This is a genomic window from Aerosakkonema funiforme FACHB-1375, from assembly GCF_014696265.1.
GTDB classification, from domain to species: Bacteria; Cyanobacteriota; Cyanobacteriia; order Cyanobacteriales; family Aerosakkonemataceae; genus Aerosakkonema; species Aerosakkonema funiforme_A.
In genome coordinates this window covers 1-11,441 of the sequence record NZ_JACJPW010000179.1, presented here as the reverse complement: position 1 = coordinate 11,441, position 11,441 = coordinate 1, and the positions used below count along the sequence as shown (strand labels likewise).

The window sequence follows — 11,441 nt, the reverse complement described above, 5'->3', positions numbered from 1 at the left end:
AGCATGGGCAAGCATCAAGCGGTTTTATGATAATTGTAAAAAGCAAATTCCTGGTAAAAAAGGATTCCCTCGCTTCAAAAAGAATGTCCGTTCAGTTGAATATAAAGGGCATTTTCCGAGAAAAAATGCTATAGCGCTACGGGACCAGGCTTCCCTAACGCCCCTATAGGTGGGGGCGCTAAAGCGCAACAACGTACCTAAAACGTACCGGAAGCAAAGATGGACTTGTCGAACTGACCCACAAATGTTACCAGTTAAGATGCAGTCGCGCTTAACACCTCTTTATACAGATGTTGGATGGATTTTGGCAAAACGTATATCGCTATTGCACGTACTTTGTTACCGTGATAACAGGCGTATTCTTCTTCCTGTTCGGCTGGTTAGCACCGCTATTTAGGCGTCCGGTAACAGCGATCGCCCTCGTTAGCTTTTTTATTGCAGGCTTAATTTTTGTTGCCCTGACCCTGAGAGCGATGCTGGGTTTAAGCCCGGTTTAGTTACGATGGTGAGAGGCATGATTCATTACTGCCAAAAAGGCAGGGTATTGTTATGGCTACAGATCGTCGGGTTTCCCGCGTTGCTGCACTAATACAGCGCGAAGTCAGCCAAATGCTGCTTAGCGGCATCAAAGATGACCGCGTGGGCGCAGGTATGGTCAGTGTGACGGATGTGGATGTTTCGGGAGACCTTCAGCACGCCAAGATATTTGTCAGTATCTATGGCACTCCGGAAGCAAAAGTAGAAACAATGGCAGGGTTAAAGGCGGCGACAGGTTATGTTCGTCGGGAACTCGGTCATCGCGTGCGTTTGCGTCGGACGCCGGAAGTCGTGTTTGTGGAAGATAAATCCCTAGAACGAGGCGATCGCATCTTATCTCTGCTCAACCGGATTGAGCAAGAACGGCGCGACCACCCTCTCCCAGAGGAGAACGATCGCCACGATCGCAAGGATAATATAGTATCGGTGGAGGAAGAGGAAGAAACTTGAAATCTTCTCAATTACCCGATATAGATACACTTTCCCTGGCAGAACAGGTAGCCCAAATGGTGGTAGTACGCGCCTCCGGTTATCTGTTCGACCATCAAATCAAGTATCCTCAATGGGAACCACCCGCAGCTAAGTTACAGCATTTCATAAGTAATCTGGGCGTGGGTGGTGTAATCTTGCTGGGGGGTAGTGCGGCGGAATTGGCATTGCGATCGCAACAACTGCAAAGCTGGGCCAAAATCCCCTTACTCGTAGCTGCCGATATCGAAGAAGGTGTCGGACAGCGCTTTTCTGCGGCTACATGGTTTCCGCCACTGATGGCAATAGGTGCAATTGCGGAAAAAGATCCCAACCTCGCTCAACATTATGCTGAGGAAATGGGAGCCATCACTGCCCAAGAAGCACTTGCGATCGGCATTAACTGGGTTTTAGCTCCTATTGTGGATGTTAACAACAATCCCGATAATCCGGTGATCAATATTCGCGCTTTTGGCGAAACACCCGCCGTCGTCTCTCAACTGGCGTCTGCTTATATCAAAGGTACGCAACGCTATCCCGTCTTAAGCACGGCCAAACATTTTCCCGGACACGGCGATACTGCTGTAGATTCGCATTTAGAATTACCTGTAATTCCTCACTCCCCCGCACGGCTAGCCGAAGTTGAACTACCGCCTTTTGCGGCTGCGATTGCGGCTGGGGTGGATACGGTAATGAGCGCTCACTTGCTGATCCCCAGTTGGGATAACAAGTTACCCGCAACTCTGTCTCCCTCTATTTTGACTGGTCAGCTGCGCCAAAATCTCGGTTTTGCAGGTTTAATCGTCACAGATGCTTTGGTGATGGGTGCGATTGCCAATGATTACGGTGTGAACGAAGCATCGGTTTTGGCAGTGGAAGCGGGTGTCGATATTCTACTTATGCCATTAGACCCGGAAGGTGCGATCGCCGCGATCTGCGATGCGGTCAATTCCGGACGTATCTCTCCGGAACGGATTCGGGCCTCTGTGGAACGTATCTGGCAAGCAAAGTCCAAAGTTTTCTCGTCCCAAACTCAGACAGATGGAAACGAGAATTTCTCTCCCGCCAACTTCCTGCACCAACTGGCCAGTCCCGCCGCACTCACTACGGTCAATGCCATCTTACGCGACAGCTGTCAAGTTTTTGGTTCTGTACCTTTGCCCAAAGAAAACTTAATCAATTTACGTAACTTAATAGTTGTTGACAATCTGCTAGACTGTAAATTCCTCGATCGCCAAGCACCCGCGATCGCTATACCCCAAGGGAGAGGATACACAACTCAGTTATGCGATGGCCATACGCCAATCTCTACTTCCGATCGTCCTCAGCCGACTCTGTTACAAGTCTTTATGCGTGGCAATCCCTTTCGGGGAAGTGCCGGATTAACCGAAATTGCAGAGGATTGGTTTAACAATTTATTAAAAACTGGTGAATTGCAAGCTTTGGTAGTTTACGGTAGTCCTTATATTAAAAATAAGTTTTTACAATATCTCCCACCAGATATACCTTGCGTCTACTCATTTGGGCAGATTTCAGCAGCACAAGCGATCTCTCTGGAAGCATTATTTGGTATCTAAAACTATTTTCTTTATAAAAATTTAATTTTTTATTTCGTTATCCCTCTGAAGAGGGAGTTCTCCATCAGGATATTTTTAGAACTCCCATTCCGCGTATGGCAGCATTAGAAAGGCTTCTGGGATACCTGCTTAACGTGGCTTAATGTGGGCATTACCCCATGTTTACCAATCCTAAACCCACTGCCATAGGATTGCCAGGAAAATCAATAGTGGCAAACACCTGTAAATTTACTCCGGAAAAAAGTCAAGGTTTGATGACTTTTGAAACATTTGTTAATATAATAGAGGAGCAGATAGCGTAAAAATGAAAAGAGTTTAGTATATAGAGCTACAAACTATCTACTCTCCGACCAACAATTTCTGAATACTTTAAGAGTGAATACAATGAGCGTAAACGTGGTGTCCGCGATATCGGTTCAATACTCTCTGGATGTAATCAAAGAAGAAGCGCGTCGTCTCGTGTATAAAGGAGTTGTTAGCCGTCAGCAACCCATCTACACCCTCTGCCAATATATTCCTGCCCGTGAATGGGCTTGGGTAGAGTGCGAGTTGGAGAAGAGTAACTACTTACTTAGGGATCGGATTGCCGATTTAATGGGTCGCGAAGAATGGCAGAACGATTGAAGTCAAAGCGGGCTCTAGTCTTTCTTGCCCGATCGGCTCTCGGCTAGATACCTTATCTGTTGTCGGTGACTTTTAACAAAATCTGTCGGAAGGCTGAAGCCTGCTTAAACTCGGTTAGGCTATCTGCCCTCAGATACCCTTAATTAACTTTTGTTCTATTAGACCAAAGCGGAATGTAACCGCAGATTAAGTCTGTTAGCACTTGGAGAATGTCTCAATATCCAAACATAAAACTGATGAACCAGCCAGAGGCGATCGCCTCTGGCTGGTTATTCGCAACTTCACAAAAATTAAAAATTTTGTCGTTTTGGGTTCTGGCCAATGGCGCTCAACTCAAAACTCTGCTGCTTTAGCATAGAAATTTACCATTGTCAAGGAGTAATAGCAATAGAAGATTCACGACTGCGAATCTTGATTTCTCAGCCTTTCCAGCTCCGCACGCATAGCGGCAATTTGTGCAGTCAGTTCCTGTAGCTCTTGCTGCACTTCTGGAGGATCTGGGGAAATAGGTATCTCGCTCGGATCTGTAGACTGTGCCCCCGTCTCAGTGGGGGTTTGATTTTTGCCTTGATTTAAAAGGGATTCAACGAAATTGCGAGCCTCCTGCTCAGTTAGTTCCCCTTTTTTAGCCCACTCATCAGTTAGTTGGCCAAACTCGGACTTACTAACTTTAGAAATAATTTCCTCTCGCTTTTGAGAGTCCGTCACACTTTCAATCAGGGAAGCGGCTGCGCCCAGAGAGACGCGAAATCCTGTTTGCAGTAGCTCAATCGGGTTATCTGAGTTCATCGGCAAGTTCATCTCGGAACAGGCGTTTGCAAACAGCAACACAAGGATCTTGAAGCCGCAACAGCTGCTTTACCGTGTGCCGCAGTCGTTTTTAGTTTACAGTATTGAGCGCTCACAGCCAAATTTGTAAATTATTTTTACAGGTATGTAGTAGCACTCAACCAAACTGTTCCAGATAAACGTTGATGTCCTCGGTAATGCGAGTCAGTTCGGCTTCGGTACTCAGACGAATCCGATCGTCCCGAAGCGTGATTAAGACTTTGGCGGCAAAGGGACTGGGCCAGATGTTGGGGTTGCAGAACATTTCCAGAAACACTTCACCAGCGTATCGGTACTCCATCGGTTTCTGGGGACTGGCTTTACCGCCACCGCCGCCAGTCGCTTGAGCGCTAACTGCTTTCAAGCGCTCCATCAACTGGGCGATCGCACCTTGTAGTTCCCGCGCCGCTTCTGGTGTGAAGCTAAAGGAAACAGAACCATCTCCCAGGTTAAGTCTGAGTTGAGAAGATGACATTAGCAATTAATCTTTACATACTGCTATTAATGCTAAGAGATATGGTCGCTTTACGGAAGGGGTTGCCCATCAAATCAAGCAAAGCACTTGCTATTAATTAAAAATAATGTCAACAACCAAAAGTAATTATAGGTGTTAAATACAACTAAAATGCTGATAAGGCAAGGTTTTTAACTCTCCTGTTCCTGTTGAGATCTACACTGGAGGCGAGATAATTTTCATAGAGAAGCAATAGGGTCATGGTTTTAGATAACCGCTCTGAAGTGCGAAAAGTTTTGCTGATCACTCTACTACTTAACTTAGTAGTAATGGCGATCAAAGCAAGTGTAGGGTGGTGGACTGGTTCCCTGAGCTTGTTGGCAGACGCGCTACACAGCGTCACCGACAGCGCCAACAACGTATTGGGACTGGTTGCCAGCCGCTTGGCTTCTCCGCAACCAGACCGCGACCACCCTTACGGACACCAGAAATTTGATGCTCTGGGGGCATTGGGAATAGCTGCCTTCTTGGGCGTCGCCTGCTTTGAAATTCTTAAAGGTGCAATAGAACGAACGATCGAAGGCTTTCAACACGGTTTGCAATCAATCAAAATATCGGCACCCGAACTGTGGATACTGCTGATTGTTCTGGGCATCAATATTTTTGTCACATTCTACGAGCGTAATGTCGGGATACGAGTCGGCAGCCCGATTCTAATTGCAGACGCCCAGCATACCATGAGCGATGTTTGGGTAACGATTACCGTTCTTTTGGGTTTGATAGGCGTTTGGCAAGCAGGGGTTTTAAATCTGCCCGCACTTCAGTGGTTGGATGTGATTTTGTCTTTTCCAGTGGCTTTGTTAGTTTTTCGCAGCGGTTGGTCGGTGTTGAAAGAAAATCTACCGTGGTTGGTGGATGAAATGGCGATCGCACCGGAGGCTATTCATACGATCGCTATGCAAGTTCCGGGAGTCATCAACTGCCACGAAATTGCTTCCAGAGGAGTCGTAGGACGACAAGTGTTTATCGAAATGCACCTGATTGTGAGCGCCCAAGATGTGGAAGGAGCCCATCGAATTACCGAAGAAGTAGAAGCGCGTCTGGCAGAACGGTTTAGCCCGGTAAGAGTCTTAATTCACGTCGAACCGCCTACCTACAAATCGGATCGGATCACTTACGATCGTTAATAAAATTACAGGTAGTTTTCCACAGCAACACCCACTTTTCCACAGATATTGTGCAGTTTTTCCACAAAAAGTTAAGAAATTACCCACCCGAAATGAGCCCAGAGAAAGTCAAAAGTTAAAAGTCAAAAGTCAAAAAGAAGAGGGAGAGGGAAAAGGGAAAAGGGAGATGAAAAAAGGAAAAATATTAATTCTTCCCACTCCCCCACTCCCTACGAATGAATAAGCTGGGTAATCGAAGCAGATTCGATCTCACTCCCACTCGATCGTTCCGGGCGGTTTAGAGGTAACATCGTAGACCACGCGATTTACCCCAGGGACTTCGTTGACAATGCGGGTAGAGATAGTTTCCAACAAATCGTAAGGCACTCGCGCCCAGTCAGCCGTCATCCCATCTTCGCTTTTGACAAAGCGCAAGACGATCGGATAAGCATAGGTGCGCTGATCTCCCATCACCCCTACACTGCGGATCGGTAACAGAACAGCAAAAGCTTGCCACAAATGGCCGTACATTCCCTGGCGGTTGATTTCCTGGCGCACGATCAAGTCAGCATCCCGCAGAATATCCAGTTTTTCTGCCGTGACTTCGCCCAGAATGCGAATAGCCAATCCGGGGCCAGGGAAAGGATGACGCTGTACAATTTCTTCTGGTAAGCCGATCGAACGACCGACCTTGCGAACTTCATCCTTGAACAATTTCCGCAAAGGCTCTACCAGCTTAAAACGCAGGTCTTTCGGCAAACCACCGACATTGTGATGGCTTTTAATTTTCACAGCTACCCGTTCCCCGGTTTTGGGGTCAACGTTAGTATCTGCTGATTCGATCACATCCGGGTAAAGGGTGCCTTGGGCCAGATAATCGAAGGGGCCGAGGCGTCTTGATTCTTCTTCAAAAACGCGGATAAATTCGTGACCGATGCGGCGACGTTTTTCTTCCGGATCGCTAACTCCAGCGATCGCCGCCAAAAAACGATCTCTGGCATTGACGTACTCCACCGGAATGTGGAATTGTTCTTGAAACAGCTTCAACAGACGCTCAGGCTCATGTTTACGCATGAAGCCTTGGTCGATGAACATACAAGTTAATCGATCGCCGATCGCCTTGTGCATCAAAAACGCCAGCGTGGAAGAATCAACGCCGCCGGAAAGAGCCAGCAATACCCGCTTATCGCCAACCTTACCTCGAACTTCTCGTACTGCTTGCTCAACAAAAGCCGCAGTAGTCCAGGTCGGTTCGCAGTCGCAAATGTGATACACAAAGTTGCGGATTAAAGCCTGACCGCCAACCGAATGAACCACTTCCGGATGGAACTGCACGCCGTAGAGCTTTTTCTCATGATCGGCGATCGCCGCACAGGGAGTATTTTCTGTATGAGCGAGGATTTCAAAACCCGATGGCAGGAGGGTACAAGAGTCGCCGTGGCTCATCCACATCGTTGTAGCATCTTCCACATTGGTGAGCAAATCCGTGGGATCGTCAATCAAAAGCGACGCTTTGCCATACTCGCCCCGCTCGGCTCGCGTTACTTCCCCACCCAGCTGTTGCACCATCAGTTGCATCCCGTAGCAAACACCCAGAATGGGAATGCCTAAATCCCAAATGCGGCGATCGCAATGGGGTGCCCCTGCATCATAAACCGAGTTGGGGCCTCCAGATAGGATTATCCCCTTTGGATTAATCTCTTGTAGCTGTTCGACAGTAGTGCGATAAGAAATGACCTCTGAATAAACTTGAGTTTCCCGAATCCGGCGAGCGATTAACTCGGAGTACTGAGAGCCAAAATCCAGAATTATAATTATCTGGCGATCCAACTGTGCCAAAGATTCGGTAGGGAGCGGTTGAGATGTCTGGAGTGTCACTGAATAAATCCAAAAAAGAGAGCTTAATAATGTCCCAATATATCTATTTATAGCTACTAAAACCACAGACAAATATCTCGGTCTTAGCTTGCTTGAGGTAAAACCTCAATGGATGGCTACACATCCGATCTCCTATTACCTCTCGGTGTTGAGGACTGCTTGGGTTAACTTTAATTGCCTGACTGAAATTTAGTTATCATCTCAGATTTGACCTGAGTGACCTTTGTCAGGCATTCCAAATTATCCCTCAAACCCAGCTTGGGTGTCTATAAAAATATAGACTTAACTACAAAATGAGTGAAGCTTTTCCATACTGAACTGCGCTGATTACTTTTCTTTTTGGTTATCAGCAGTGAGCGACGATCGGTAATTAACTATTAAGCATTTCTCACAGTTTAATTCTGCCCACTACTTAACATGACTAATTGCAGATCGCCGTATGAAGACCCAGCAATGCAGACAGCAAGGCATAACCCATTTCACTTTTGACAAAGATCTGACGATCGCGGTCAAACAAAACCGATCCCACGCAAACATTTTTTTCGGTGTGAGTGCGAATGTAAGCTTGGGATCGCTTATCGATTGCGAGGGCGATCGAACTATAAACTAAATTGACCCAATTGCTGGCGCTTTGGGCATCCAAATCGCGCAGATATTTCAAAGCGTCTTCAGCTGTTGCGCTAGTAAATACCTTTTGTAAGGCGGGTGTCGGTAAACCCACTTGGGCGCAGTGAGCGGTAAGAATTTCCAAGCGTCCGTCAGCAAGATGATGGTGAGTGTGAAAAATGCCACCAGCCAATTTAATCAGCTTACCGTGGTAGCCAAATAATAAAATTCCTTTAACGCCCTGAACGATCGCCTCTACTAACATTGGCCCCAACCAGTTGGCGGTTTTGACCAGCCTCTCTGGTGGAATATCCAGTTGTCGAGCTAAGTCTAAACCGTTTTCTCCCACACAAAAAACCAAAATTGAAGACTCTTGAGTGTAAGAAGAAGTATTTTCCCCATTTTCTTCGCGCTCTGGGCTTAATTTGCCGGCTTTTTCTCGTAATTCCGCAAGGGCAGTTTCCAAATGACCGGGCGCACTCAAAGGCTCGGAAATACCTGTAGTACCCAACAAGGAAAGTCCATCGACGACCCCAAAAGCTGCGTTAGAGGTACGTTTTGCCAGAGATCTCCCTTCCGGTAAAACGATCGTCACCTGAATTTTTGACTCCAGTTCTAGCAGAGGCTCTAGGTTTTGGCGCAACAGTCGTTTGGCATATCTGTATATTGCAGCTTCTCCACTAGCATCAACTATTCGCCCAATTCCTTCACCGCCTTTGATGACAATCTGCTCTTCTGCTTCCTGACAAAATTCCACCAGTGTCCAGATCGGTGTGTTGCGAGTAAGGTCGAGGTTATCGCCTGGATCGCTGCGCGTAATTGCCAAAGCTTCCCCCTCATTGATTCCGCTTACCTGCTCTATCGGGATTTCTACGATTTGGCTGGGTTCGATCAAATCTACTGACACCGATGGAACAGATTTGCGCTCCTTTAACCATAGCAGGGCGGCGATCGCACCAGCACAGGCAAACACAGGCAAGGTATATCCAGAACGGGTTAAAGTCATGTCAATTTTAGATTTTGGATGCAAGGATTTTGGATTGCTGATGGGTGAGAGCGGTCTTTGCTGCTTCCTAAGCTTCATGCCCGCATCGGTGTGATTTAAATCATAGGTTTACGGTGACCGATCGCAAACCAAGAAACACAGTTTTGCTTCACCCTATAAGAGTAAGGTAAGGCTTTCCGCCGATTTACTCTTGAGGTGCTAGTTGAAATACTAGACAAATCAGAATGTCAAACTGTACGGGCAACGCATTTAAAGCTTCGTCCTTACAAAAATTTGAAAAGGCAATCTGAGCCCAAGAATTCCTTACTCTCTAGGGAATGAGAGCATCAAAAGTATGATTTGCGAGGCTCCCAACCCGACGCCTGAATTTCCACCACTACGTCCTGGAGCTTCCAATGGAACCCCTCATGGACTTCGCTAACTTTCCTCATCTAGTCAACACAACAGAAACTGGACGGCCCCGCACCGTTGTGCTGAGACCGAATGGCTGTCTCGATAATATGAGCTGCCCAGCTTTCACAAAGGCGCTAGAACAAGCTCTGGAATTAACATCTGACACTGTAGTTGTCGATCTGTTATGGGTAGACAACGTGGAAGCAGAGGGAGTTAACAGTCTGATTTCTGGGCTGAAAAGAGCCGCGTCTTTGGGTAAGACGCTATCCTTGCGATTTATGGATGTAGGAACTCAGGCAGCTGTTGAAGCTGCGTGCGTTCGCCAGTATGTGTAGCGAGCGATCCCTGGCAAGACGACAGACGCGGTGTCGCTGTCAGATCGACTTACACAAATCATCATTCGGTTGACGCTACGGGATCGGGCTGAATCTTTTTTGCTAACTATACTAGCCTCATCTGCTTGGCAGTAGATGAGGCCAGTCGTTTTTTTAATCTTTTATTAATTTTTCTGCCTTCACTTCGACGATCGGGATCGTCTTTTCTTGCAGGTAATCGATCAGATCCTTCAAGTCGCGATACCGATAGGTTGGGAGTAGCCAAGATAGTTGAGAGTTCTCAAAAATAGGGTATTCCCCAGCTTTTGCCTGCACGAAAGGCTGCACCGGCACGCGCTCTAGTTGAGGCAGAATATCCTGCAATTGCTGGGGAATATTTTTGGCTTCGGTCAAGTCAACAAGGATAAACCGAGCCATTTTAGCCAGACAGGAGATAGTATCTGCAATGTCGCGATTTGTGGAAGAGTCTAGAGCGAATACTACTGGCAAATAGCAGTGAAGGCGAAGGCGATCTTGAATTGCTTCCAGAATATCTTTGCGCTGCTGAGATAGGAAGCTACCCAGTACCAACACTACTTCCGAGGGAGAAGAATCGATCAGTTGGCGGATTTTCTTTTGATTGAGCAGCAAATAAATAAACTGAGCCAGCTCCAGATTATCTACAACGATCGCTGTTTCCCCTGGAGGAGCGATCGCCAAATTCGACTGTTTTGCACCTTGCAAGTTTAATTCCCAACAGGATATACCATATATTGCACAATTTGTCAACTTTGCATCCTCAAAATTCGTCTTCAGCAACCTTGCTCCCATCAGGTTTGCTCCGTCCAAATTTGCCCGACGCAAATCAGCTGCTTGTAAGTCTGCCCCGCTCAAGTTTGCTCTTTGTAGGTTAGCATCGCTGAGATTTGTGCCCAGTAAGTACGCTCCCCGTAAATCTGCCTCGCTCAGGTTAGCCTCGATCGTGTAGGTTCCGGACAAGTCTGCCTGACCCAGGTATGCCCATTGCAGATCGGCCCCATTTAGGTTTACCCGGCTCAAATTCGCCTCGAACAAATAAGCTTCGCTGAGATTTGCTTCGCAAAGATTCGCCTCAAAGAAATCAGCATTGCTTAGGTACGCCTGACTGAGATTGGCACTGCTCAGGTCGCAAAAGCGCAAATTTGCCCCCATTAAGTTAGCACTGCTGAGATTGCAAGAGCGCAGATTTGCCTCCATCAGGTTGATCCCACCAAGATCGTGCTGTTCCAGTTCCGCCTCACTCAGATCGGGTCGTATTTGCGGATTATTTTGCCTCCATTCATTCCACACATCTACCCCTTCTTTGAGCAAAGCCAACTGTTGCTCGTTTGCCATGCTACTCAACCCCTATTTTTCTGTGCGTATTTGCGTTTCATATCTACTGCTACGTAGAACTTATACATTGCCAGATATAATCGGACAACGCTGTCTACTTCCTGTTTCGACCAAGGGTGTCGGCACCTTCTTGTCCGCAGGCGTTTAGTTCAGGTTTAGCCAACCTTACTTTGTTGGGCGGCGCATTTTCCAAATTGATTGAGGCATTGGCATCCC

12 protein-coding genes and 1 pseudogene are annotated in these 11,441 nt (G+C 47.1%); 8 read left to right on the top strand and 5 right to left on the bottom strand.

The window, feature by feature from the left end; translation table 11 throughout:
- From H6G03_RS38530 to H6G03_RS35490, 6 genes and pseudogenes are all read left to right on the top strand, one after another.
- Nucleotides 1-106 (top strand): annotated as a pseudogene (locus H6G03_RS38530) (RNA-guided endonuclease InsQ/TnpB family protein); the annotation flags it as partial.
- Between the two features lie 184 nt (nucleotides 107-290).
- Nucleotides 291-497, top strand: a complete 207-nt coding sequence (locus tag H6G03_RS35510) for a DUF751 family protein (protein WP_190475354.1) — start codon at nucleotides 291-293, stop codon at nucleotides 495-497.
- Between the two features lie 52 nt (nucleotides 498-549).
- Entirely contained in the window at nucleotides 550-987 is a 438-nt protein-coding gene (gene rbfA / locus H6G03_RS35505; protein ID WP_190475352.1) for a 30S ribosome-binding factor RbfA, read from the top strand.
- On the top strand, nucleotides 984-2,582 hold the full coding sequence (locus H6G03_RS35500) for a glycoside hydrolase family 3 protein (RefSeq protein ID WP_255512312.1): 1,599 nt from the start codon (nucleotides 984-986) through the stop codon (nucleotides 2,580-2,582). Before rbfA ends, H6G03_RS35500 begins: the two co-directional genes overlap by 4 nt.
- 384 nt (nucleotides 2,583-2,966) lie before the next feature.
- Nucleotides 2,967-3,206: a DUF4327 family protein gene (locus tag H6G03_RS35495; RefSeq protein ID WP_190475350.1), complete on the top strand. Its 240-nt coding sequence runs from the start codon at nucleotides 2,967-2,969 to the stop codon at nucleotides 3,204-3,206.
- Between the two features lie 209 nt (nucleotides 3,207-3,415).
- On the top strand, nucleotides 3,416-3,559 hold the full coding sequence (locus H6G03_RS35490; protein WP_190475348.1) for a hypothetical protein: 144 nt from the start codon (nucleotides 3,416-3,418) through the stop codon (nucleotides 3,557-3,559).
- Between the two features lie 43 nt (nucleotides 3,560-3,602).
- On the opposite strand, the gene H6G03_RS35485 is transcribed toward H6G03_RS35490, so the two are convergent.
- Nucleotides 3,603-3,995: a hypothetical protein gene (locus H6G03_RS35485; protein WP_190475346.1), complete on the bottom strand. Its 393-nt coding sequence runs from the start codon at nucleotides 3,993-3,995 to the stop codon at nucleotides 3,603-3,605.
- Between the two features lie 157 nt (nucleotides 3,996-4,152).
- A complete protein-coding gene (locus H6G03_RS35480; protein ID WP_190475344.1) occupies nucleotides 4,153-4,509 on the bottom strand; it encodes a hypothetical protein in 357 nt (118 codons plus the stop codon).
- Nucleotides 4,510-4,748: 239 nt separating this feature from the next.
- Between H6G03_RS35480 and H6G03_RS35475 the strand changes: the two genes are divergently transcribed.
- Nucleotides 4,749-5,675 (top strand): cation diffusion facilitator family transporter, encoded by a 927-nt coding sequence (locus H6G03_RS35475; RefSeq protein WP_190475342.1) that lies wholly within the window; start codon nucleotides 4,749-4,751, stop codon nucleotides 5,673-5,675.
- Nucleotides 5,676-5,924: 249 nt separating this feature from the next.
- On the opposite strand, the gene guaA is transcribed toward H6G03_RS35475, so the two are convergent.
- Complete coding sequence (gene guaA, locus H6G03_RS35470; RefSeq protein ID WP_322112032.1) at nucleotides 5,925-7,532, bottom strand: glutamine-hydrolyzing GMP synthase; 1,608 nt, start codon at nucleotides 7,530-7,532, stop codon at nucleotides 5,925-5,927.
- A 421-nt stretch (nucleotides 7,533-7,953) separates the two neighbouring features.
- Complete coding sequence (cbiD, locus tag H6G03_RS35465) at nucleotides 7,954-9,144, bottom strand: cobalt-precorrin-5B (C(1))-methyltransferase CbiD (RefSeq protein WP_190475340.1); 1,191 nt, start codon at nucleotides 9,142-9,144, stop codon at nucleotides 7,954-7,956.
- A 395-nt stretch (nucleotides 9,145-9,539) separates the two neighbouring features.
- On the opposite strand from cbiD, the gene H6G03_RS35460 reads away from it, so the two are divergent.
- Entirely contained in the window at nucleotides 9,540-9,872 is a 333-nt protein-coding gene (locus tag H6G03_RS35460; RefSeq protein ID WP_190475337.1) for an STAS domain-containing protein, read from the top strand.
- Between the two features lie 153 nt (nucleotides 9,873-10,025).
- Here H6G03_RS35460 and H6G03_RS35455 read toward each other — a convergent pair whose 3' ends face one another.
- Nucleotides 10,026-11,225 (bottom strand): pentapeptide repeat-containing protein, encoded by a 1,200-nt coding sequence (locus H6G03_RS35455; RefSeq protein WP_190475335.1) that lies wholly within the window; start codon nucleotides 11,223-11,225, stop codon nucleotides 10,026-10,028.
- Nucleotides 11,226-11,441: the final 216 nt, after the last annotated feature.

Excerpts from the sequence above, each read along its gene's own strand:
- cbiD (WP_190475340.1), bottom strand. The coding sequence starts at position 9,144 with ATGACTTTAACCCGTTCTGGATATACCTTGCCTGTGTTTGCCTGTGCT.
- rbfA (WP_190475352.1), top strand. The coding sequence starts at position 550 with ATGGCTACAGATCGTCGGGTTTCCCGCGTTGCTGCACTAATACAGCGC.
- H6G03_RS35510 (WP_190475354.1), top strand. The coding sequence starts at position 291 with ATGTTGGATGGATTTTGGCAAAACGTATATCGCTATTGCACGTACTTT.
- H6G03_RS35485 (WP_190475346.1), bottom strand. The coding sequence starts at position 3,995 with ATGAACTCAGATAACCCGATTGAGCTACTGCAAACAGGATTTCGCGTC.
- H6G03_RS35460 (WP_190475337.1), top strand. The coding sequence starts at position 9,540 with ATGGAACCCCTCATGGACTTCGCTAACTTTCCTCATCTAGTCAACACA.
- H6G03_RS35475 (WP_190475342.1), top strand. The coding sequence starts at position 4,749 with ATGGTTTTAGATAACCGCTCTGAAGTGCGAAAAGTTTTGCTGATCACT.
- H6G03_RS35480 (WP_190475344.1), bottom strand. The coding sequence starts at position 4,509 with ATGTCATCTTCTCAACTCAGACTTAACCTGGGAGATGGTTCTGTTTCC.
- H6G03_RS35455 (WP_190475335.1), bottom strand. The coding sequence starts at position 11,225 with ATGGCAAACGAGCAACAGTTGGCTTTGCTCAAAGAAGGGGTAGATGTG.
- H6G03_RS35490 (WP_190475348.1), top strand. The coding sequence starts at position 3,416 with ATGTCTCAATATCCAAACATAAAACTGATGAACCAGCCAGAGGCGATC.
- H6G03_RS35495 (WP_190475350.1), top strand. The coding sequence starts at position 2,967 with ATGAGCGTAAACGTGGTGTCCGCGATATCGGTTCAATACTCTCTGGAT.